The organism is Microvenator marinus (assembly GCF_007993755.1).
Taxonomy (GTDB): domain Bacteria; phylum Myxococcota_A; class Bradymonadia; order Bradymonadales; family Bradymonadaceae; genus Allomicrovenator; species Allomicrovenator marinus.
On sequence record NZ_CP042467.1, the window covers coordinates 4,308,701 to 4,332,331 of the forward strand.

19 protein-coding genes are annotated in these 23,631 nt (G+C 53.4%); 16 read left to right on the top strand and 3 right to left on the bottom strand.

Annotated features, from left to right (window positions below; translation table 11 throughout):
- The first annotated feature begins 1 nt into the window (after position 1).
- From FRD01_RS17740 to FRD01_RS17770, 7 genes are all read left to right on the top strand, one after another.
- Entirely contained in the window at positions 2-811 is an 810-nt protein-coding gene (locus FRD01_RS17740) for a hypothetical protein (RefSeq protein WP_146962014.1), read from the top strand.
- Positions 801-1,199 (top strand): TraR/DksA family transcriptional regulator, encoded by a 399-nt coding sequence (locus FRD01_RS17745; RefSeq protein WP_146962016.1) that lies wholly within the window; start codon positions 801-803, stop codon positions 1,197-1,199. The genes FRD01_RS17740 and FRD01_RS17745 overlap by 11 nt, the downstream gene beginning before the upstream one ends.
- 24 nt (positions 1,200-1,223) lie before the next feature.
- Entirely contained in the window at positions 1,224-2,486 is a 1,263-nt protein-coding gene (gene clpX / locus FRD01_RS17750; protein WP_146962018.1) for an ATP-dependent Clp protease ATP-binding subunit ClpX, read from the top strand.
- Positions 2,483-2,893, top strand: a complete 411-nt coding sequence (locus FRD01_RS17755) for a peptidase associated/transthyretin-like domain-containing protein (protein WP_146962020.1) — start codon at positions 2,483-2,485, stop codon at positions 2,891-2,893. The genes clpX and FRD01_RS17755 overlap by 4 nt, the downstream gene beginning before the upstream one ends.
- Before the next feature lie 12 nt (positions 2,894-2,905).
- On the top strand, positions 2,906-4,300 hold the full coding sequence (locus tag FRD01_RS17760; RefSeq protein WP_146962022.1) for a class I SAM-dependent RNA methyltransferase: 1,395 nt from the start codon (positions 2,906-2,908) through the stop codon (positions 4,298-4,300).
- Between the two features lie 87 nt (positions 4,301-4,387).
- Complete coding sequence (locus FRD01_RS17765) at positions 4,388-6,484, top strand: hypothetical protein (RefSeq protein WP_146962024.1); 2,097 nt, start codon at positions 4,388-4,390, stop codon at positions 6,482-6,484.
- A 119-nt stretch (positions 6,485-6,603) separates the two neighbouring features.
- Complete coding sequence (locus FRD01_RS17770) at positions 6,604-8,703, top strand: VWA domain-containing protein (RefSeq protein ID WP_146962026.1); 2,100 nt, start codon at positions 6,604-6,606, stop codon at positions 8,701-8,703.
- A 21-nt stretch (positions 8,704-8,724) separates the two neighbouring features.
- Here the strand turns inward: FRD01_RS17770 and FRD01_RS17775 are convergent, their stop codons facing one another.
- Together FRD01_RS17775 and FRD01_RS17780 are read right to left on the bottom strand one after the other, a co-directional pair.
- Positions 8,725-9,189: an NUDIX hydrolase gene (locus FRD01_RS17775; RefSeq protein ID WP_249755718.1), complete on the bottom strand. Its 465-nt coding sequence runs from the start codon at positions 9,187-9,189 to the stop codon at positions 8,725-8,727.
- Between the two features lie 23 nt (positions 9,190-9,212).
- Positions 9,213-10,640, bottom strand: a complete 1,428-nt coding sequence (locus FRD01_RS17780; RefSeq protein ID WP_146962029.1) for an aspartate aminotransferase family protein — start codon at positions 10,638-10,640, stop codon at positions 9,213-9,215.
- Positions 10,641-10,974: 334 nt separating this feature from the next.
- Between FRD01_RS17780 and FRD01_RS24450 the strand changes: the two genes are divergently transcribed.
- Positions 10,975-11,430 (top strand): hypothetical protein, encoded by a 456-nt coding sequence (locus FRD01_RS24450; RefSeq protein WP_249755719.1) that lies wholly within the window; start codon positions 10,975-10,977, stop codon positions 11,428-11,430.
- A 5-nt stretch (positions 11,431-11,435) separates the two neighbouring features.
- Here FRD01_RS24450 and polX read toward each other — a convergent pair whose 3' ends face one another.
- Positions 11,436-13,139: a DNA polymerase/3'-5' exonuclease PolX gene (gene polX / locus FRD01_RS17790; RefSeq protein ID WP_146962031.1), complete on the bottom strand. Its 1,704-nt coding sequence runs from the start codon at positions 13,137-13,139 to the stop codon at positions 11,436-11,438.
- 84 nt (positions 13,140-13,223) lie between these two features.
- Between polX and FRD01_RS17800 the strand changes: the two genes are divergently transcribed.
- From FRD01_RS17800 to FRD01_RS17835, 8 genes are all read left to right on the top strand, one after another.
- Positions 13,224-14,144 carry a hypothetical protein gene (locus tag FRD01_RS17800; RefSeq protein WP_249755720.1) on the top strand — a complete coding sequence of 307 codons (921 nt, stop codon included), beginning with the start codon at positions 13,224-13,226 and terminating at the stop codon, positions 14,142-14,144.
- Positions 14,141-16,390 carry a tetratricopeptide repeat protein gene (locus FRD01_RS17805; RefSeq protein WP_146962037.1) on the top strand — a complete coding sequence of 750 codons (2,250 nt, stop codon included), beginning with the start codon at positions 14,141-14,143 and terminating at the stop codon, positions 16,388-16,390. The genes FRD01_RS17800 and FRD01_RS17805 overlap by 4 nt, the downstream gene beginning before the upstream one ends.
- A complete protein-coding gene (locus FRD01_RS17810) occupies positions 16,377-19,928 on the top strand; it encodes a tetratricopeptide repeat protein (protein WP_146962039.1) in 3,552 nt (1,183 codons plus the stop codon). Before FRD01_RS17805 ends, FRD01_RS17810 begins: the two co-directional genes overlap by 14 nt.
- Positions 19,925-21,199, top strand: coding sequence for a tetratricopeptide repeat protein (locus tag FRD01_RS17815; RefSeq protein WP_146962041.1), 1,275 nt, complete (start codon positions 19,925-19,927; stop codon positions 21,197-21,199). Before FRD01_RS17810 ends, FRD01_RS17815 begins: the two co-directional genes overlap by 4 nt.
- Positions 21,196-21,429: a hypothetical protein gene (locus FRD01_RS17820; protein WP_146962043.1), complete on the top strand. Its 234-nt coding sequence runs from the start codon at positions 21,196-21,198 to the stop codon at positions 21,427-21,429. Before FRD01_RS17815 ends, FRD01_RS17820 begins: the two co-directional genes overlap by 4 nt.
- Before the next feature lie 172 nt (positions 21,430-21,601).
- Positions 21,602-22,246 carry a MotA/TolQ/ExbB proton channel family protein gene (locus FRD01_RS17825; protein WP_146962045.1) on the top strand — a complete coding sequence of 215 codons (645 nt, stop codon included), beginning with the start codon at positions 21,602-21,604 and terminating at the stop codon, positions 22,244-22,246.
- 57 nt (positions 22,247-22,303) lie between these two features.
- Positions 22,304-22,969 (top strand): biopolymer transporter ExbD, encoded by a 666-nt coding sequence (locus tag FRD01_RS17830; protein WP_146962047.1) that lies wholly within the window; start codon positions 22,304-22,306, stop codon positions 22,967-22,969.
- Between the two features lie 12 nt (positions 22,970-22,981).
- Entirely contained in the window at positions 22,982-23,569 is a 588-nt protein-coding gene (locus tag FRD01_RS17835; RefSeq protein ID WP_146962048.1) for a biopolymer transporter ExbD, read from the top strand.
- Positions 23,570-23,631 lie beyond the last annotated feature (62 nt).

The following is a 23,631-nucleotide window of genomic DNA, read 5'->3' on the forward strand; positions in this document are numbered from 1 at the left end:
GATGAAGAATATTTTGGGCGTAGTTTGTGTAATTGGATTGATGTCAGTCCACGATTTGGCCGACGCTCGTGCAGGGCGCCAGAATCTGGTTCCTAACGGGCTGGAGAACAATTGTGCCACGTGCCACGTTTCACCAGCAGGTGGCGGAGCGCGAAATGCGTTTGGTGTGCAAGTGGAGGATGCCTTCGACGACGGTACTTTTGATTGGGCTGATTTCTACAATCTAGACGCAGATGGTGATGGTTACTCAAATGGTGAGGAGCTCGGCGATCCTGAGGGAACGTGGACGGACGGAGCTGCGGGCGACTATCTCTCGCACCCAGGCGTTGAATCGAGCACCCCGTGCGGCAACGGAACCATTGAAGGCCCCGAAGAATGCGATGGCGCCGATATCAATGATGCGACGTGCGAAGCGGCTGATTTTGGAACCGGTACGGTTGCGTGTAGCTCCGAGTGTACGTTCGACTTCTCGGGCTGCGATGGCGCGCCAACCAATAATATCAACAACACCAATGGTGCGACCAACAACGCCAACAACACCAATGGTGGTGGCTCGAATAACGTCAACACCAACGGCGCCAACAATACCAACGGCGTCAATAATCCGGTGGGTTCCAACAATGAGCCCGGAAACAACGATAACAACAACTCGAACGGAGGAGATAACAACTCCGACGGGCCTTCAACCGGCGGCGACTCAGACGATTCCGGTTGCACCGCGGTTGATTCTAGCGCATCACCACTTGTCCTTCTCTTCGGCGTGTTCATGTTCATGCGCCGAAACAGAAGGCGAGTGAGCCATGCTAAGTGATGAATTCTTGAAGGAGATGGAAGGGAAACTTTTGGAAAGGCGCGCCGCGCTCGTTAAGCGACAGCTTAACGCCCAAAACGAACTCATCGAGATCCAAGCAAGTGACGCCGGAATCAGAGATTCGCTTGATACCACTGGGCTCGAACAAGAGTCCGCCCAGGCGATGATCATGAGGGAAAGAGAGCGCAAAGAACTCCTCGAGATCGATGAGGCCTTGCGCCGAATCGAGCAAGGCGAGTATGGAGTATGTGAAGCCACCGGAGAGCCCCTCTCCGAAAAGAGGCTTCGGGTTAATCCGCTCGCACGTCTAACTGTTGAAGCACAGGAAGATTTGGAGAGGGAAGAAAAACGAAGGAATTTTCGGCCCGGCTTGCTTGATGATATGTAGTAGTTTCCTTCTCTGGTGCACTTAATGAAAACAACCGACCCAAATAGCAAAGTTCGCTGCTCCTTCTGTGGAAAGGAGGCGCGAGACGTCAAGAAGCTCATCGCTGGACCTAAAGTCCATATCTGCGACGAGTGTGTCTCGCTTTGCCGCGAAATTATCGAAGAAGATAAACATCGTGAGCCGGGAAAGACACGCGGTATCGAGGATATGCGGCCCAAAAAGATCAAGGCCTTCCTCGATGAACATATCGTGGGCCAAGAGTTGGCTAAGCGTGCGCTCTCTGTGGCTGTCTACAATCACTACAAGCGGATTTTGGCAGCCAAGGCTGATGAGGAAGTCGAAGAGGACGAAGACGCCGATGTCGAGCTTACCAAAGGAAACATCCTGCTCATCGGACCTACCGGTAGCGGAAAGACCTTGATGGCTCAGACTCTTGCCAAGATGCTCGACGTGCCGTTTACGATCGCTGACGCGACCTCGCTCACCGAAGCAGGCTACGTGGGCGAAGACGTAGAAAACGTGATTAAGAATCTCTGGCTCGCTGCCGACCGCGATGTGGAGCGTGCTAGCCGTGGAATCGTTTGCATTGACGAGATCGACAAGATTGCGAAACGCGGAGACGGCCCGTCGTCCACCAGAGACGTTGGTGGCGAAGGCGTTCAGCAAGCCCTTCTGAAGATGGTCGAATCCAGCAAGGTGATGATCACTCCAGAAGGCTCAAGAAACCGGCCACAACAGGAGTTTATTCAGGTTGATACCACCAATATTCTCTTCATCTGCAGCGGCTCGTTTCAGGGTCTGACCGACGTCATCAGCCGCAGGATGGGCGAGAGCCGCATGGGGTTTGGGGCTGACGTAGCGCCCAAAAAAGAGAATACCAACGCGCTTTTGCACCAGGTCAAGCCTACCGATCTCACCAAGTTCGGATTGATCCCTGAGTTTGTGGGCCGATTCCCTGTGATTGTGACCTTCGATGAGCTCGACGAAGACATGTTGGTCAACATCCTCTGGCAACCTAAGAACAGCCTCGTAAAGCAGTACCAGAAGCTTTTTGAAATCGAGGGCGTTAAGCTCCGAATCAATCAAGAGGCCATGCTTGCGATCGTTCGAGAAGCCATCAAGAGAAAGACAGGAGCGCGTGGTCTCAGGGCAATCATCGAAGAGGTGATGCTCGATATCATGTACGAAATACCGAGCCTTCAGGGCGTTCGAGAGTGCGTGATCACCGAAGAAGTGGTGATGAAGAAAGAAAAGCCCATGCTGGTCTACGAAAAGAAGACGGCATGAAGCTCGGTGCCTTGAGCCTGCTCGGAACACTCACCATGCTTGGGTGTTCGTCGACTACCTACGTGGTGACGGACCCTCCTGGGGCCGAAGTCGTCTTGGATGAGACCAAGAGCCTTGGGAAATCGCCCGTGAAAATCAACGCTCAGGTCATGGTGTGGTCTGAGTTTGAGGTTAAGGCGATAAAAGAAGGGTATCAGACCAAATCTCTAACTTTGCGCCCGGACGAGCCGATAAGCCCCAAATATCTGGCGCTCTGTCTATGTTCTTTTGGAGTGCTTTGGCCCCTGACCTTGCTCTCAGACTTTGAAGAACCTGTGTATTCGTTGGTTTTGGAGCCAACCCAAAAAACGACTCCACCAGACAAATTAGTTGAACGACCCTCCATTAAATTCAGTTCTCGAAACTGATGGACCCTGAATATGATTCAATGCCCTAACCGTCCGATCTGCGATGGATGCCCAAATTTTGAACTCGACGATGATGACGACCACGCCCGCGTCCTCGAGGAATTGAGGCCGCTCTTTGAGACTCACGATCTGGAAGTCCCCACTGAGATTTTGGGTGCGGGTCCCCGCCTTGGCTATCGAAACCGCGCCAAAATGGTGGTGAAACGTGGTCAACTTGGATTCTACAGTCGAGGGTCTCGAGACTTTGTCCCGATCGAAACATGCCTCGTGCATGACCAAAATGTTGAGGCCGCTATCAATGCGATTCGACCTTTAGTCAAAGGACTCGACGGGCTGAAGTTCATAGACGTTCGGTATCTGAGAGAGGGTGTTGTTACACTTAGTGGTAAGCGAGACTTCTCGTCCGAAGAAACCGAACCTTTCAGGGTGGCCCTTTCAGAGCTGCCTACCAAATGGTCACTTCATCAAGTGGTGTCGTCGGCGTCGGTGGTGCATCCTTCAAACTCCTCGGCTCCAGTGCTTGAGGCTCAGGTCCGAGATAAGTCGTTTGAGCTGCCAGCCGACGCGTTCTTCCAGCTCAATACCTACGTGTTGGAGGCGATTCACGAAGCCATTCGCGAACGCGTTGAGTCGGGCGATCTGCTCGACCTCTATTGCGGAATCGGTACGCACGGCCTTTCGTTAGTCAGTCCCGAAGGGCGAGTGAGGGGTTTTGACGCGGTCGAAAGCAGCGTCCTCGCCGCACGTCGCAACGCAGAGGCGTTGAAGATCGAAGCGGACTTCGCAATACACGACGATTCTCAGCCGCCCAATTGGTCTGATGTGGCGGGCTCGACAGCCATCACCAATCCAGGAAGACAAGGCATGTCCACTGAAGTTGTTGAATGGCTGAACTCCAAAGATCTCGCGGGAATCGTGTATTTGTCGTGCCAGCCTGAGACCTTCACCCGCGACGTAGAAAGGCTCACAAACTGGAAAGTCGACGAGATCCAAATCTGGGATATGTTGCCAAAGACCTCCCGCGTTGAGGTCCTGGCCTTTCTGAGTCCGCGCAAGATAGAAGTCCTAGAGCCAAGCGACACCTGGGTGGCTCTAGTGGCGGGGCGCGCTCCGCATGGCGAACTTCCGGGCGGAAAGTTCAAGGTGCGAGCTATCAAGCGCACAGACCAATTTTCGCTGGTCTCGATTCAGGGTACGCCCGTCTCTGAAGATGAAATCGTCTTTGCCTTGAGAAAATGGGGTTTTCCTCTACTCACCCCCAATCAGGCGCTTGCGAAGTCTATGTTTTTGAATCGTTTACCGCTGGAAAATGTCGTATCAGGTGCCCCTTGCCATTTGTTCGCTCAGGCCCGCGTTCCCGTCAAAATTTTGGACAGTCTAGTGGCTTTGGGAACGAGCGAAGGGTGATGTTGATTTGAAAAATGTTCAGGTTTGCTTCATCATGCAATGTTGCAAGTCGGAGATAGTCTCCTTGTTCTAGCTTTTAGGATTTAGATGGTGCCCCATTCGTTAAAAACTCTCGTCGTTTTCTTGTTGTTCGTGGCCGTGGGATGTGGAGATGACACCCAGCCATCGGGGAACAATCAAGCTGATATGGATGAGTCGGACGCCACCACGCCGGACATGACTGAGCCAGATATGTCCGAGCCGGACATGACCGAGCCAGATATGTCCGAGCCGGATATGACTGAGCCGGATATGACTGAGCCGGACATGGCTGAGCCGGATATGGCCGAGCCAGACATGACGGAACCTGACCCCAATTTTGATCCTTTGCAGGTTTGTCTCTCGGATTGCAACTATTCGGGCCCAAGATGGTGCGAGGTAGATTGTGATTATGACGGGTTGAGCAATTGCGAAGAGTCTCAACTTGGAACCGATTCTTGTGACGAAGACTCCGACGATGATGGGCTAAGAGACCTCGTTGAACTTCAGGTGGGAAGCGATCCGCTCAACCCTGATAGTGATGGCGATGGACTCCTCGACTACGACGAGACGTTCTTCGGTTTCAATCCGACAAATCCGTCCACGTACAACGATAACATCCTCGATGGTGATCGATGGATTGTGAGCGCATGTGACGATCCAGCTGGAGAGCCTGTCAACTACTTCACCTCGTCTGAAGGTGATTGGCTCGTCGCTCTGCCGCCGGTCCTCGGAAACTACACCGAACTCACGATTGCTACGTCCACGGCTCAGAATAAGCAGGCTGCGGCGGTCTTTGAAGACCCCGCTAACGAGGTGATGGCCTTTATTCTGACAGAAGCACCAACGGCTGGACAAAATACTCCAATTTCGGTGCTTCAGGCCCTGCGATCTAGGGTTGCTGCCACTGGCGCAATCGAGCAGGACCAGACTTCTGGTGAGTTTGATACACACGACTTCCATCGCGCTGCCATCGGACGTTATCTCATTCGCACCACTGCTCAGAGCTCGGCCCGACAAGTACGCGATTCGCTCCTCTTCAACGTGGCGTCGTTTGAGCCTGCTGACGCTTCAGGTCTTCCTGTCTCGTCGGGTAATACCTATCGGGATTTCCGCCTCTTCATTTCCGTGACGTACCGTGAGAGCCAGACCAACGGGGATCGATTGGTCTACACCGCTTCCATTGCACCAGCTCAGAAGTTCGAGGAGCGCGAGAAAGTTCGATTCCGTATGGACGATATCACCAACACCACAGGCGTGGCGTCAGCTGTCGATAGCAACCAAGACCGTTGTTCCACGTTCCGTGCAGGAGAAGGAAATCCAGAGGCTGATTTCCTTTGGAACCTGGACCAGTCTGGCTCCATGTTCGACGATTACGCACGCGTCAAACTCGTGGCAAACAACTTCTACGCGAACCTCAACAATACCTCGCTCGATTATCGACTCGCCGTGAGCACCATGGACGAAGACTTTTTCGGACGTCCAATCGGAACGACCGCGTGGGTCACAGACCTCCCGTCGTTCATCAGCCGAATCACGGCCATTGAGAACGGCAGCTACGATTGTTGTGCAGAGTACGGACTCAAGACCACGAGAGACGGCATTCAGTGGATGCGCTCCTCGTCTGCACCTCAGAGCGCACGGGTTAGGGCTGATGCACAGCTGATCACTGTGATTCTCTCGGACGAAGAAGATGAGGAATTCCAAGGCGTGAACTTGGGCTCTGGGCCAGGCGCTAACCTCTTGGAGCAGTACAAACAGTTCTTCATCGCCAATACGATCTTCTTTGCGATCGTTGAGTATACTACTAGCCGTTACTCGGATGGTGCAGCTTACCGTGAAGTTGCATTCGCTACCGGTGGCTCCGCTGCTGACCTTTTGGCGACTGATATCCAGGAGACCATCGATGAAATTATCTACGCTGCAACTGGCTTGGCTTCATCCTACGTCCTTCCTGCGACTCCAATCTCGAGCACGCTTCGCGTCTACAAGAACGCCGAATGGGTGCCTCGTAGCCGTTCCAATGGCTTCGATTATTTCGCCAACACGAACTCGATTGCCTTCTTCGGGACCTACAGACCGGAGCCTGCAGACCCCACTCAGGGACGCTACGGCGACGACATCGCTGTGAGCTACTCGACCTTCATCGATCAGTCAAAAGACTGATCGGCAACTGATTTCCTAGCGTTGCTTCTTAATTGGTGGGACTTGGCGCAAGAAATGCACGCTTTTTTGAGGAAATGTGTTGCTCAATCCGCTACACTCCGCACTCGGAGGTTTTGACCATGACTTTGAAACATATCTTTTTGCTCGTTCTAATCGGCTCTCTCTCTGCGTGTGCGGATGATGTGGACCCTCCTGATACGCGCCCTGACATGGGCGATGAAGATATCGGAGTCGTCGACATGCCTGAGGAGGACATGCCGGATCCAGATATGACTGAGCCAGACATGACTGAGCCAGACATGACTGAGCCCGATATGACTGAGCCAGACATGACCGATATGGGCGACGATATGGCGCCTGACCAGGGCCAACCTGACACCCCAGAGGACTTCAATCCCTTACAGATCTGTCTTTCGGACTGCAATTACTCCGGTGTGCATTGGTGCGAAGTCGACTGCGACTACGACGGTTTGAGCAATTGTGAGGAAGCCCAACTGGGTACCGACTCTTGCCAGACGGATACCGACGGAGATGGCCTCAATGACCTCGCTGAGCTTCAGGTCGGCTCAGACCCGATGATCGGCGATAGTGATGGGGACGGCCTCAACGACGCCGACGAGATTACATTCGGCTTCAACCCTACCAATCCATCCACCTACAACGACCAGATCCTTGACGGTGACCGTTGGATTGTGAGCGCCTGTGACACTCTCGAAGGTGAAACACTCAACTACGAGGTTTCTTCTGCGGGCGATTGGCTGGTGGCTTTCCCAACGGTCTTTGGTAACTACGTAGAGCTCGGCATTTCGACAGCGACACCACAGAACGCGCAGGCTGCCTCTGTTTTTGAAGACCCCGCAAACGAGGTCGCTGGTACGTTGTTCTCAATGCGCCCGGCTGCCAATCAAACCACTCCGGAAGACGTTCAAGCGTTCTTCAGAAGCCGAGTGGCCGCGACGGGTTCCATTGTTCAGGACTCCACAGGTGGTGGTTTCACTACACATGACTTCGAAACAGCGGCCATCGCAAGATTCTTGATTAGAACTCCGCAACAGAGCTCAATCAGGCAAGTTCGCGATGCGCTTCTCTTTAACCTGGCGCCTTTTGAAGCCGCAGATGTGACGGGTCTGCCAGTGTCGTCGGGAACAACCTATCGGGATTTCCGCGTCTATATCTCCGTGACATATCGAGAAAGTGACCAAAACGGAGATCGTTTGGTTGTGGCCGCAGCACTTGCTCCAGCGCAGAAATTTGACGCCAATGAGAAAGTCTCATTCCGAATGGATGACCTTACAAACACCACCAATGTGGCTTCGTCGCAAGACGACCACTTCGGAAGATGCAACGCTTTCCGAGCCGGCGAGGGCAATCCTGAAGCCGACTTTTACTGGGTATTGGACCAATCTGGCTCAATGTCTGACGACTACGTGCGCGTTAGAAATGTGGCGAACAACTTCTTCGCGAACTTGACCAACACGGCTCTGGATTATCGCTTGGCGGTAACCACGATGGACCGAGATTACGACGGTCGCCCCGTGGGCAACGTGCCCTGGTACACAGACCAGCCTACCTTCCTTGCGGGCATCAACGAAGTCGAGAACGGACCCTACAACGGAGGCGCGGAGTATGGTCTGAACTCGGCGCGTGACGGTATTCAATGGATGCGCTCATCGAGTGCCCCTCAAATTTCGCGAGTTCGTCCCGATGCACAGCTCATTACGATCTTCGTTTCAGATGAAGAAGATAATGACTTCCAATACGACAACCTGAGCGACCCTTCGGTAGCGAACTTCCTTGAGCAGTACGTCCAGTTCTTCGTCGCTAACACGATTGCATTCGCCATTGTAACAATCGATCCAGGCGACCGATATGAAGACGGCGAGGCCTACCGGCGTGTCGCTCTCGCCACCGGTGGTAGTGTGGCTGAGCTCACAGCCAATGATATCCAAGAGACGATCGATGAGATCATCTACGCTGCAACCGGTCTGGCCTCGGCGTACGTGCTTCCAAGCGTGCCGATCTCTAGCTCCTTGCGCGTCTACAAAGACAACGTCTGGGTGCCTAGAAGTCGTGAGAACGGATTCGACTACTTCGCGAACTCCAACTCCATCGCATTCTTCGGAACGTACCGCCCAGAGCCCGCAGATCCTACGCAGGGCCGATATGGCGATGATATCGCCGTCGGATATGAAACCTTCCTCGACCTCACCAAAGACTAAACGAGTCGAATCGATCAGTTTTCAGGTCAGGGATTGGCGGTAGAGGTGTGCGTCCCAGGCGTGCATCGCCTCTTGGAGCACGCGGTTTTCTGCGTCGTAAGAAATCTCACGAACAGCCTGTGCCAAGGTCATGAATTCCACGTCGAGAACTTCGTGGTCATGGTCTGCAACATCGCCTGAGATGTACTCCATCAGGTAGAATGCCACAGACTTTTGGATACGGTGCCGCCCTGAGTCATCATGACGGGTGTACCAATAGTCGATTGGGCTCAAGGTCGAGATAATTCTCCCGAGGCAGCCGGTTTCTTCGCGGGTTTCGCGAATGGCTGCATCCTCAGGTGTTTCGCCGGGTTCTATTGTCCCCTTGGGTAGTCTCCAGCTAGGGTTTCCACCGCGAGTCGCCACTTTGATCAGGCAAACCAGTGGTCCTCCGTCCATCGGCTTAAAGAGTACGCCACCCGCCGATCGTTCCACTTGTGTTTCCATCATCTCTCCTCAGTCGGCCCTTGTTACCTGCTGAGGTCGGCTTTCTCAATACAATTCTGAAGTGTGTGGAAAAATGACTTCCATTGTTCCTCGCTAAGTACAAATGGAGGCGAGAGTCCTAACACATGTCCCCATGCGCCTGAGGGTAGACAGATAAAGCCTTTGGCGAGTAGCTCAGAGCAAATCTGTAGACCGCGCGCGCCGTCAGGACTTCCGTCCGACTTGATGAATTCGACTCCCAACATTGCGCCGCGTCCACGGATGTCCGAAATGGAAGGCGAGCGAAGAGTTGAAAGGTCTTGGTACATCATTTCGCCCAGTTTCTGCGCGCGATTTGCCCAATCGCCTTCCTTAAACTCCTCCAGAAACGCGAGCCCCATGGCGCAGCCCAACGGATTACCGAGGAAGGTCGACGTATGAACTGATTCACCCGATGACGTGCCCCAAGAGCGCATAATATGTGGCCTTCCGATGGCCGCCGAAAGCGGAAATCCACCGCCGAGGGCCTTTCCGACGCAAAGAATGTCAGGAAGGACGCCTTCCCACTCGCACGCGAAGGTTTTGCCCGTTCGCCCAAACCCAGTGAAAATTTCGTCAAAAATCAGTACCAGGCTGAATTCATCGGCAATCTCTCGCAAGCCTTGGAGGAAACCCTCCGGAGGTACAACTTCCCCTCCACGGCCGAGAATCGGTTCAATGATGATGGCGCCAATTCCCTCAGCCCCGGTTGCTGGCTCACTGAGCATCGAGCGGATATGTGTCAAGACCGCGTCTCGGATAGTCTCGGGTGCCGCGCCTTGGAGGCCAAACGGAGGTCTGGCTGGATTGGGATATGGTACGTGGAACACATCGCGACCAAGCTGGCTTAAGAACGGTTCGCGAAAACTCTTTCGGTAGGCCGTCACGCTCAGCGCGCCGTGCCCAAGCCCGTGGTAACCATTCCAAAACGCAATGACGCCGCTCTTTCCGGTGTGTATCGCGGCCGTCTTCAAGGCAGCACCAATCGCATCAGCACCGCTCAGCCCTAGGATGGACTCTTGGAGGTCGCCCGGTGCGATCTGAGCTAGCTTCTCCGAAAACTCAATCTTCACGTCAGATGGGAACACATCCCCCATGGCGTGAATCATACGGTCGACCTGTGAATGCGCGGCCTGAGCAACTCTTGGGTGTCTGTGCCCGAGCCCGCTCACTGCGAAGGCTGCGCTCAAGTCGACATAGATATTGCCGTCAGCATCCCGAATGTTCGCCCCGAGCGCGTGCGTCCACACGATCGGATCCTGATTGACGCCTGTCTCATGCTGTCTTCGTGCGCGCCTTGCTGTGATAGCGGGGCATTCGGTGGCGGCGAGGCGCGTGATAAAGTCCCGAGAAAGAGGGCCGGGCGGTGATGCGATGATCTTGGGGAGTAAGAGGCCAAAATCTTTGGGGAGTTCTTCTTTGGTTTCGTTCATATTCTTGCACCACGTCACAAGCCGATTATCCTGTCTTTATAAACAAGACGGCAGGAAGACTCATGTACCAAATTCTCATTGTCGACAAGAACGCGAGCCTCTCAATCCCAGATTCAAAAGGCGAACACACCTTCAGGGTGCCGACAATTGGCGAACACATTCTTGTAAAAATGGAACGCCGAGACCAAAGTCTGCGAAGTAGAGGACGTCTGGACCCATATCAATCTTGAGTCCGAACCGCCATTTCAAGGGGCCGTGCAAGTTCTGGTAAGGTGGAGTAAGGGTTTGGATCCATCTGTCTATGTACGCCGGTTCCGATAGCGAAAGGCAAAAAATGAAGAAACTCACACTGATACTGGTCGCATGCGGCCTAGCGTCCTGTTCGACCACACCTCCACCTGTGGAAGAAAAAGAGACCCCTCAAGAAGTCGCCCCGCCACCACCACCGCAGTGCCTACCAAACTGTGAAATCAACATTGAGGACGCCTGTGTATCTGAGGCGAACGTCATCGATGGAGCCCGCACCACGACCCAAGAGGTTGACTGTGACCCGCGTTGTTGTGAGGCGAGGTTTCAAGAGGCAAATGAGATCGACGCGGATGGAGACGGGATTCCTGACGAAAGGGATCAGTGTCCAGACCAGCCCGAAGACCTCGACGGGTTCGAGGACGAGGACGGCTGCCCAGATCCAGACAACGACGGAGACGGAATTCTCGACGTCAACGACCTCTGCATGCTCGATCCTGAGGACAAAGACGGGGACCAAGACAACGACGGGTGTCCGGAATAGCTCACTTAGCCGAGCGAGAGTTCCGGCGCCGTGTTCATGATATCCGCTTTGGTGAGTCCCGCGCGGCGTGCTTGCTGTAACGCATAGTCCAAATCCTCAAGGCCCCGTGTTGAGTGAGCATCGGATGTCAAAACGATTTTCACACCACGATCGTGCGCCATTCGTGCCAGATCAGCATTTAGGTCGAGGCGCCCTGTCGAGCCATTGATCTCCATCGCCACTCCATGGACGGCGCAAGCGTCCATGACCTGCCCGATATCGAGGTCGTATCCGTCGCGTCCTCCCAGGATACGGCCCGTCGCGTGACCCAGACAATGCACGAGTCCGGATTCTACGGCTCGAATCACTCGCGCCGTCATCTCCTCTTTAGGCAGATTGAAATGTGAGTGAACGCTCGCCACGACCCAGTCCGTCTCACGCAAAAGGTCGTGATCCATGTCCAAACTTCCATCTTTGAGAATATCGACCTCGATTCCCGAATAGATTCGAAAATCCTCGAGCTCCTGATTGATCTCTCGGATCTGAGCGATCTGGGCTTCGAATCGATTTGGTGTCATGCCGCCCGCAACTGTAACGGCCTGAGAGTGGTCGGTGATGGCGATGTAGCGGTAGTTTCGTGCCTTGGCCGCCTCAACCATCTCAAGAATGGTGTTTCGGCCATCCGTCTCGGTGGTGTGCATATGCAGGTCCCCCAACATATCTGAGGCTTCCACGAGTTTTGGCACCTTGGACTCTTCAGCCAAATCGATTTCGTCTCGTCCTTCTCTCAGCTCCGGTGGAATGAATTGAAGGTCGAGACACGCGTAGAGGTCCTCTTCGGTCTTGGAAGCTACTGGAGTGTCTGAGTCTCTGGGGAACACCCCGTACTCATTGATCTTTAAGCCCATCTTCTTTGCGCGAGTGCGCAGCTTGACGTGATGTTCTTTGCTGCCGGTGAAGTAGTGCAACGCGGCTCCGAACTGCTCCGGCCTAACGATTCGCACATCGACTTGCATTCCATTGCGAAGGCGCGCGGACGTCTTGGTATCGCCGCGCACCAACACTTCCTCCACCTCTGGAAGAGTGACAAAGGCCTCAAAGATTGGTTGTGGCTCGCCGCTCGTCGCCACGAGTATGTCGATATCTCCAATTGTTTCGCGGCCTCGCCGGATAGAGCCAGCGACGTCGATCGCCTCGACGCCCTTAACTTCCTTCAGTTTGTCTCGCACGCCGTAGGCAATCGCGCGGGCTGCGGGAAGTGGCATCCTTCCAGAACTCTGGGCGAGTCGTTCAATCTCCGCCAGTATTTTTTCCTGAGTTTTCTTCCCAAGTCCCTCGACGTCGGCAATCTTGCCGGACTCGGCGGCCTCTTTCAGAAGGTCCACATTGGAGATTCCGAGCTCGTCATATAGCGTCTTAATGCGTTTTGGCCCGAGGCCCTGAATCTTCATCAGGTCCAAAAGCCCAGGATCCAATTCCACCAAGAGTTCTTGGTGAACACTTGAAACTCCAGTTTCCCTCAGCGATTCAAGCTCTTTTGCCAAACTTTTTCCGATACCCTCGATTTGAGTGATATCACCCTCGTCCATCAGGCTCTCAAGAGGGTCGGCCAAGTTCTCGATGGCACGTGCGCCATTTTCATATGCTCGAATCTTAAAATGATTATCACCTCTGATCTGGCGTAATATTGAAATCTCTTTTAGAATTCTGGCGTATTCTTTGTTATCCATATGCTCCTCGCGCGCTTGACGCTACATGGGAAATCCCGGATGCTCCAACGTGGGACAGCATAAGCTCTATCTATTGAGGTCATTATGACAAGGTTGAATCGTGTTCTCTTGACGGCAATTTTGCTCAGCGCAGCCTCAACCGCGTGGGCGCAAAATGCGGATGAGAACGCAGAAACCGCGCAACAAGAGGTTGCACAAGAAGATGCCGCACCTGCGGCAGAAGGTTCAGAAGCGGAAGCGGAGGGTGCTCCTGAAGAAGGTGCTGAAGCTGCGCCTGCCGAAGGCACTGAGGCTCCCGCTGAAGCAGAGGGCCAACCCGCAAGCAACGAGCCCGTCTTGGGGCCCGGTGGTCGTCCTCTGAGAACCGACTACCCGGGCACGGACGAGTCGCTTCAGGCTCGAATGGACTCCAATCAAGTCCAAGGGCTGCAGGTTGACCCCAACATGCCGCAGGAAGCCTACTCCATGAAAATCCAGGAGTTGGAGACCAAGATCGATGATCTCAAAGAGAAGGTTTTTCAATCGAAGACTCGAATCGTGCTCCTGCGCGAGACGCTTCTGAGCGGAAACTTGGCCGGTGCACGAGCGATCGTGATTCATAAGACCGATATGGGACGGGCATTTAAGCTTCGAGAAGCGCTGTACAGCCTCGACGGAAGCAAGGTCTTCGGGCAGGTGGATCGCAACGGCTCACTCGCCGATAAGAACTCGTTCGAAGTCTACAATGGCGGCATCGCGCCAGGAAACCATAACCTCTCGATCTTTTTGAAGTATCAAGGAAGTGGCTACGGGCTCTTCCCCTATTTCAACGGATACGACTTTGAAATCCGGTCGTCGTGTCAGTTCAAGGCAGAGGAAGGGAAGATTAGTCAGATTCGTGTGGTTGCATACGAGAAGGGTAACGCAGCGACCTCCAAAGAGGACCGCCCATTTACCCGTTGTGAAGTGCAATTCTTCGATAATATTCGAACGGACGAAGGTGCCGTCGGGGACGAAGCGAAGTGAAGTTTAATCAACTCAAAACCCTGATCGCGTCAGCATCGCTCTTTGCCGCGCTCGGTTTGATGACTCCCAGTGTTTTTGCGCAGGCCCAGCCCGTAGAAAACCCAGGCGAGATCACCAGGGCCATTTCTGAGCTTGAGAATACCTTCATCAAGCCGGCAGAAGTGGCATCTCAGTATCGCACAGAATCGCGACTCAACGATGCTCGGGTCGCCTACTATCTTGAAGACTATCAGCGGGCGAGCGTGCTTTTCATGGACCTCGTTCGCCGCGAAACCGAGGCGTTTCCGAGTTATCGAGAAAGCCTTTTTCTCCTCGGAGACAGCCTCTACCGTTTGCGAAATTATCAGGCATCGCGCCGCTATCTCAAACAGCTCATCGACATGGGCCGTGGGACACATTTTGACGATGCCGCGCGCCTCTACCTAGAAATGGCGTACGAATCCCGAAACTTTGAGGGGGTCGACCAAATTCTCTCAAAGCTACAGGGCCAAGGGGTTGACGGAGCTCTCGACTATATTTCGGGAAAGACCCTCTATCGGCAGGGTAAATTCGAAGAGGCCAGACAGTCCTTCATGAGGGCGTCATCAAATCCTGAATATTCGGTGGTCGGGCTCTATTTTGCTGGCGTGGCGCAGGTCGCTCAGAAGGAATACGACGCGGCGTTGACGACCTTTCAGACCGTGACGTCGAAGACTCCGGGCAATCCCCGAGATATCTCCGTCATTGAACTCGCCTATATCGCTCAGGGGCGACTCGCCTACGAGCGCGGCGATCATGAGAGTGCCATCGACTTGTACAATCGCGTGCCTCGTGAATCCGAGCACTTCGATCGTGCACTCTGGGAGTTTACCTGGGTGCTCGTGGCTAAAGAGATGTACCGCGAAGCTCGACGAAACGTGGAGATTTTGCTTCTCAATGATCCGAACCCTGCTTTTGAGCCGGAAGCAAAGCTCCTGAAGGCTGACCTCTCCATTTTGCTCAATGAATACGAGCTCGCCGAGGATGACTTCAAAGACATCTTGACGACCTTTGAGCCGGTCAAGACTGAGATGGATAAACTCGCGGCTGAACAGCAAGACCTTCAGGCTTTCTTTTCGATCCTCGTTGAGGAGGTGCCGGGAGAAGAGGCGCGTCAAATGCCACCGTTGGTTACGAAATGGCTTGAGTCCGATGACTCGGTAGCCGCGGCGACAGCGATGATTCGAGACGTGAGAAATGTGAGCCGTGATATCGAAGACACGGGAAGCGTGATCCGAGAGATCAATGCTCGTCTGTCCTCTGGTGCACGGGTGCAGTCGTTCCCGGAGCTTTCCGAAGGGCTGGCTCAGGGGATTGAGGTGGAAAACCAGTTACTGGCGACACGCCATGCAATGCTTGAGAAGCAAGTTTCTAGCGCCAATCTCAGTGGTGATCTGGCCACCCGTTGGCAGGCGATGGCCTCGGAGCTAGAGGCCATCAAGGCAGCGCATGAGCGTGCCCCTCAGAGCCGAGTGGAGCTTGCGGAGCGTGAGGAGCTGATTTTTCAAGAGTACGATCGCCTACGTGCACAACTCGATGCTGTGGCGTATCAAATCGATAGCCAAAACGCGCAGCTTGCGGCGGTTAATACCTACTTAGAGCGAGAATATGGTCGTGACCTGAGTCAGGATGAGAAGGATCGCGTCGATGCGCTCCGCGCTGAAATCCGTGGCACCCTCAAAGAACTCGAAGATCTGAGAGCTCAAATCCAAGCTGAGATCGCGGAGTCTAGAAGCATGGTTGGCGTCGGAGATGATGTGGTACGCGCCGAAGGAAATATCAGAAAGCGATACCAGGATGCACTTGCGAGGGCCGAGAGTATGCTTGGAAGTCAGGGGCTTGATTCCAGCATGCAAACCGCCCGTGCGGAGTTTCCTCAACAACACCAGAGGCTAGACGCCTACTTCGCAAAACTAGAATCGCTAGTGGATGAAAAGGTCTCGGAGATCAGATCCGAGATCGAAGGCGAAGAGCGCCTATTGGCAGAACACCGAGCGTCCCTGCAAGAGCTGATGTTCGCATCGCAAGGTGGTGCCGGGGTGTTGGCATATCTGAACTTTATGAGAACACGAGCTAAATTTGATGAACTTGTTCTTCGAGCGGATGTCGGCCTGATCGATGTGAAGTGGCAGAAGAAAGAGCGAATTTCGAACCAAATTAATCAGCTCTTTGAAGACCGTACGTCTGAATTGAGAATGCTGCAGGAGGCCTTCAATGAAGTTCGATAACCTGCATAGGTGGGGCTCGCGAGCACTCTTGCTCGGTCTGCTCTTCGGTACTCCAACGGGCGTGTTCGCTCAGGAAGAGGTCGCTGAAGAAGACGGCCCCGAGATCGTCGATGAAACCGATTTGGACAAAGAAGCCGCCCAACGTGGAGAAGATATCCGCAATAAAGAGGGTATGGCTGCGGAAGACAAAGGCTTGATTCGTGCTCCGATCTTGCTTCCCGAAGGTGTTAGTCAGGAACAAATCGCGCATTTCGAAGACTGGCAGAACGCCCTTAATCGTTATGCTGCTGAGATTACCGACTTCCAGGGTACCGTAGATAATATCGTCGATGCCGAGTACAAAAAGCGTGTCTCGCAGATCAACGCGGCATATCAAGGGAAGATCGAGTCGAGCGAAGAGATTGAGCGACGTGACCGCGTCGCAGCGATCGAGTCTTTTGAGGCTTTCCTCGTCAAGTATCCGAATCATGAGCGATACACGCCGGACGCGATTTTCAGGCTCGCTGAGCTGCATTTCGAGAAAGCAAACGACGACTTCATGCTCGCTGATGACGCGTTCCAGGAGCAATTGGAGGCTTTTCAATCAGGTCAGAGGACCGACCCTCCGGCTGATCCGATTCGCGACTATTCAAATACGATCGCACTCTTCAGGCGTCTCATTGCGGAATTCCCTGACTATCGCTTGCTCGATGGCGCCTATTACCTGCTCGCGTATTGTGAATTGCAGATGGGCAACGAGACTGAGGCGCGTTCACTCTTTGCCGAGCTGATCGTCAAGAGGCCTGATTCTCAGTTCGTGCCAGAAGCGTGGATCCGAATTGGTGAATTCCACTTCGACTACAACGAACTCGAGCTTGCCAAGCAATCGTACATCGAGGCGATGAAGTTCGAGGACTCGCAGTTCTACGATAAGGCCCTCTACAAGCTGGCCTGGACTTATTACCGGCAAGACAATTTCGATCAGGCGATCAAAGAGTTTGCCCGCCTGATCGAGTACAGCGATGAGCTTCAAGCGACAACGGGCCAACAAGGTTCGGTTCTCCGCGCTGAAGCCGTGCAGTACATGGCCATCTCCCTCGCCGAGGAAGACTGGAATCTCGACGGCAATAAGGACGACGATTTCGGTCTGATCCGAGTTCGAAAGTACATCACCGGGGATAAACCCTACGAGAAGGAAGTCCTCCGACGCCTGGGTGGGTACCTTTTTGATAACACACGCTATGCGGATGCTGTGGATATCTACCGCTTCATCCTCGCGAGATATCCGCTCGATCGCGAAAACCCGGAAGTTCACGAGCAGATCATTTTGGCGTTGTTGAGAGACGACCAGCTCGAACTGGCTTTCGAGGAGCGCGGAAAACTCAATCAGTTCTACGGTCCCGAGAGTCAGTGGTACGCCCACCAACAAAAGCTCGGAAATGCCGAGGCCATTCGCTATTCAGATGTCTTGGTCAAAGATAACCTGATTCAGTCGGCCACGTGGTATCACGCCGAGGCCCAAAAAATGCGGTCCGAGGCTGAAGCCAGAGAAGACGAATCGCTTGGTGAGCGGGCGCAAACCCTCTACGCCTCCGCGGCTACGGGCTATGAAGGCTATCTTCAGCGCTACCCGAACGATAAAGATTTCTACCAATGGAACTTTTACTTCGCCGAGAGCCTCTATTACTCAGGGCAGTATCAACGAGCCTATGAGCAATACCGAGTGGTGCGAGAGATGGACGTTCCCAAAAACGAATTCCAAGAGGTGGCGGCATTCAATACCGTTAAATCTCTTGAGAATATGATGGCCGATAAGGTCAAAACTGGTGAACTTCCTCCGAAAGTCTTGCCGGGCCTTGCTGATGCGCAAGCTGTCGCGGAGAATCAAACCCAGGTTCGAAGTGAAGACGAGCGGGAAGAGCAAAAGACTATCACCGCAGAAGCAATTCCTGCGATGGTTCGTGATTACGTCACAGAAATGGACCGATACGTGGTGCTCAACCTCAAGAATGAGGAAGACAAGTATCTCGATGCGAAGTTCGCGTTCCAAGCCGCCAAGGTCTACTACGACTTCAACGACTATCCGACCGCAAGACGGCGCTTCGAGTGGGTGATCAACCAATACCCCGAGCACGAGGTCGCGTATCTCTCGGGAAGTTTGATCCTAGAGACTTACCGCAACGAAAACGACTTCACCAAACTCGCTGAAGCCGCGGAGAAGCTCTCCAACGTGATTCAGGGTGAACAAGCTGCCGCCGTTCGTGCAGAAGTCAAAGAGTTCAAGCTCGGCGCGATGTTTAAGTCGGCCGAACAGCTCTTTGCGGATGAAAAGTACGAACAAGCGGCTGAAGAGTATTTGCGCCTGCTCCAAGAGGATCCAAACAACCAGTTTGCAGCGAAGGCTCTAAACAACGCGGCCGTGGCCTACGAGAACGTTCAGCGATACGAATCGGCCATGAAACTCTACGATCGGGTTTACAAGGAACATCCGAACGATCCCCTGGCCGTTTACGCACTCTTCAGGGTGGCCGTGAATCAGGAGCGTTTCTTTGACTACGAAAACGCGATTCAGTCGTATGAGATTTTCTACGATAAGTATCGCAACAAGTCTCAGGCTGAGATCAACGAGACAGGACTGGATTTCCAGCTCACGGAGCGGCGTGCGGATGCGCTTAGGAATGCAGCCGTTCTTCAGGAAAACCTCCAGAATTATAAGCAGGCCGCAACTGCGTATGAGCGCTACTCGACGACTTTCCCCGAAAGTGAAGAGGCCGATGAAACTGCATGGCGAGCGGTTGAGGCGTGGGAGAAGGCAGGTGATTCTCAGAAGATGATTCGAGCCATCAACACCTATGTCAAGGACCACGGAACGGCGGAAAACTCCCCGAAGGTCCTCGAAGGATTGATGAAGATCGCCGACTATTACGAAGGACGTCGTGACCAGAGACGCGCCGACACGTACTACAAGCAGATCATCGACGAGTATCAGTCGCGCGGCGTGGCTCCGGCATCTCCAGGCGCCTTCTTTGCGGCCAAGTCGCAGTTCATGCTGGCCGAGAGAAACTTTGATAAGTGGAACAAGATTCAGATCAAAGGCTCGCTCAACAACCAGAAGAAGTTGCTCAACGAGAAGATCGCTGGTCAAAAGGCGCTCACAGCGGAATATGAATCGGTTTGGGGCTATCAGAGTCTTGAGTGGACCATGGCGTCGAGCTTCCGAATCGGAAGTCTCTTTCAGCAATTCGCTCAATCTTTGTATAACGTGCCTATTCCGTTCAGAGACGATTCCGAAGAGTACGAGGTCTATCGTACGCAGCTTGAGGATATCGCCATTCCGCTCGAGGATGAGGCGATTCGCCGCTACGAGACCACTATCGCTAAAGCCCGTGAAGAGAAGATCGTCAACGAGTGGACCATGCGAACACTCGAGGAGCTCAACCGCTATAAGCCGGCTGATTATCCGCTCTACAAAGAAGAACGTTCTACCTACGAGATGCGCGTGGTTACGGGTCGAGACCTCATCGGTGCCGAGAACCTGAATCCGGGAGCTCCAAAATGAAGAAGATTATACTTCTAGCTATCGGAACTTCTTTCGTGCTGGCTTGCTCGGGATCTCCGGAGAAGAAAGACGAGAGCGTTGTTGAGGAAAGTGTCGCTACCGAGGACATGCCAGCGACTGAGGACTTGATGAAGGATGTCCAAGAGATGCCTTCAACCGATAGTCTCGATGACGGATCTGCTGAGTCTAGCTCTGATGAGAGCGAGCTCGACGCCGGCTCGGCAGCAATGATCCGCGACGCGATGGAATCCGCAAAACGTGGAGACCTCAAATCTGCACAATCCTCCCTTGAATCTATTCTTACCCAGCCAGGTGCTGCGTATCTTGCAGCGTATAATCTGGGTGTGATTCATGAGAGACAGGGACAATACGAGCAATCTGCGCGCCGCTACTTTGAATCACTTCAAAAGAACCCCAACTTTAGCCCGGCGTTGATCAATTTGGTGCGTCTCTATCTGAGACAGGATCGCGTTCAAGACGCTGAAAGGCTTGCCGATCGCTTTGCGAATCAGAGGCCGGACGTGCTGAGTCACCGTGTGGCCGGCCTCGAGGTAGGGCTCTACAAGGGCGCGTACGAGGATGTGATTCGTAAGGCCAAAGAGGTTCTGAGACGCGACGAAAAGAATGTGGACGCCATGGTGGCTATGGCGCAAGCAAACTTTAACCTTGGCCGCTTCGAGCTCGCACGCTCTGTGGTTGTGAGGGCCGTGGAGCTCGATGGATCGAGGGCTGATCTTTTCAATATCTACGGGCTCGTGGAGCTGAAGTTGGACAAGAAGCCGGCGGCCATCGCGAACTTCCGTAAAGCGGTCGAGCTACGCCCACAGTTTCCCGAGGCGCGAAATAACCTCGGCTTGCTCTATCATGAGGCTCGTGATTTCGAGGCGGCCCGCTTGCAGTTTGAAGAAGCTGTCAGGGTCTTTCCCGATTACAAGCATGCGTTCTTAAATCTTGGTAGTGCTTACAAAGGTCTGAGCCGCTTTCGAGATGCGGAGCTCGCGTTCAAACGAGCGATCGAGATCGACCCTCAGTTTGCGGACGCTCACTTTAACTTAGCCATTCTTTATCTCGACAGCGATATCCCTGGCATGGACCCCATCGCACGCCTTCAAAAGTCCGTTGATACCTTTGGTCAGTACAAGGCCGTCAACAAGACCATGGCAAAAGATGACCCAGCCAACAAATATCTTGAGGAAGCTCGCAAAGCGATCGAGATTGAAAAACAGAAGCAAGAGATGATGCGTGAGGCTCAAAAAGGAGAAGAATCATGAAAATGATCGTACTAACGGTGGCTCTGATCGCTGCCGGAACAATGATTTCAGGTTCTGCCTTTGCGCAACAAGGTGTCATCAATCTGGATGAGACCGTGATTAAAGGTAGAATTGAAAAGCCAGAAGCCTTTTATATTCTGCAACATGCACAACTTAATTACGAAAAGCTCAAGCCAAAGCAGAGCTTTATTCCTGAGTTGCTAGAGACGGTTGATGAAAAGCCTTTCTAGCGACAAAAAAATGAACTTGGCCGCCCGCAATGCGGTATGCTATAGGGTACGGACTTCGGAGACAGCCGTTTTTTTCGAGAGCGTTGGTTCGGAGTCCTGATTTAGTTTTTTCAACGACCTACGGGTCATAACGGTTCGCAGTTTGTTAAAACGCGTACGGAGGTAACTCAACATGGGCGCAATTGCCGAAGCATTCCGCACTGGCGGAATTTGGATGTATCTCATCCTCGCAGTATCCATCTTCGCAATCGGGATTGCGATTGAGCGGTTCATTTTCTTGTTCTTCAAGTACAACATCAACGCCGAGGCCTTTTATCTTCAGGTCCAAAAGTTGGTGATGGCCAACAACATTGATCGTGCGATCAAGTTGTGCAATGCCGCTCCATCCGCAGCTCTTCCTCAAGTGGTGAAGGCTGGTTTGACTCGCGCCAACAAAGGCGAAGTCGAGATCCAGAACGCCGTGGAAGAGGCCTCCCTTGAGGTGGTTCCTCGTATTCAGAAGCGTACCAACGCCCTCGCGGCCCTTGGTAACATCGCAACGCTTCTCGGTCTTCTCGGAACCATCCTCGGTCTTATCGAGGCTTTCGAGGCTCTCGAGAAAGCCACTCCTGAGAATCGTCAGAGACTTCTGGCACGTGGTATTGCTCTCGCGATGAACACGACGGCTTTCGGTCTTATCGTGGCTATCCCGTCGTTGCTTGCTCACCTTGTACTCAGCGGTCAGACCAAGCGTCTGATGGACGAGATCGATCTCTACAGCGTCAAGCTTGAGAACCTTCTTGTCAGCCGTGGCAAGGGTGGCGTGGCAGAAGAGTAATTCCTCGGAATTAAGTGTGGTCCTGGAATAATAGTCTTCCAGGACGCAGGAGGATTCATGGCGCGTAAACGCACCGAAGAAAAACCAGATTTGGAACTCAACCTCGCCCCCATTATGAACATGGTGGTGATCTTGATTCCCTTGCTCCTTCTCTCGATCGTCTTCTTGGAAGTGGGTGTGATTAACATCACTGCGCCCAAGCTTTCAGTTGGACCTTCGACAGAAGAGCCTCCACCAGAGGACGATAAGAAGCCTTTGAATCTCACGGTCACCGTGCAGACCAAAGGGTTCATGATCGCTGCTTCCGAGGCAGTGCTCACCCCTCGTCCTGGATGCCCAACGCAGGGCCCGACGATCTGTCTTGCGAAGCAGAACGTCGACGTCGCTGCAAAGTTCCAGCGTGCTCGCGAAGCGATGGCACAAGGAAACCTCGTGGGTGGTGAAGCGGAGCTGAAAGAAGCGCTCGCGGCCTACAACTGGCCTGAGCTCTACAACCAGCTCATGAGAATTAAGAAAGAATACCCAGACGAGACGATCATCAAGATCTCGGCGGATCCAGACACCCCATACTCGGCCATTGTGCGCCTGATGGACGTGTCACGTTTCCAACTCGCCAAAGAGTCCTATGGCCAGGCGAGCGAGTTTTGGTCAGCTCAGTATAAGGGAACCGGTACTTCACCAGAAGAACTTTTCCCAGACCCAATCTTGTCGATCGCGCAGTAAAGGAGAACGATCATGTCGGACGGTTTTACACAATCAGACGAGCAATTCATTCTCGAGCAGCGTGCGCGGCAAAAGAAGGCTGGTCGGCGTAAGAAGAAAGCCTTGGAAGAGCCAGGTGGCCTTGGGATGAACTCCCTTATGGACATCATGGTTATCATTCTGGTCTTCCTTCTGAAGAACTACGGTGATGAGCCGATCAAAGTGATCGGTGAAGACTTGAAGGCTCCAGAGAGTGCGACCCAGCTCACACCGGAAGATATGACCACTATTACGGTCAGTCAGAAAGCGATCTTGGTGAACAACACTAAGACTGTGGACGTGAAGCAGGGTGCTGTGGATAAGAGCATGAAGAAAGGTGGCGAAGCCAGCCTCCTCATTCAGCCACTCTTTGAGGGACTCCAAGAGGAGATCGCCAAGAAGAAGCGTGAAATGCGAGTTTTGGGGCAAACCTATGAGCCCACTGCGACCATCATCGCCGATCAAAGCACTCCATTTCGCCTCGTAACCGAGGTGATGTACACCGCAGGCCAAGCAGAGTTGAACCAGTTTAAGTTCGCTGTGGTTAAGGTGAATCGCGACTCCTTCGGGGGCGCAGAGTGAGTTAATCCGCGTATTCGCGTAGAGGACGGTTTTTACCGTCCTTTTTTTTATGCGGTTGCGCA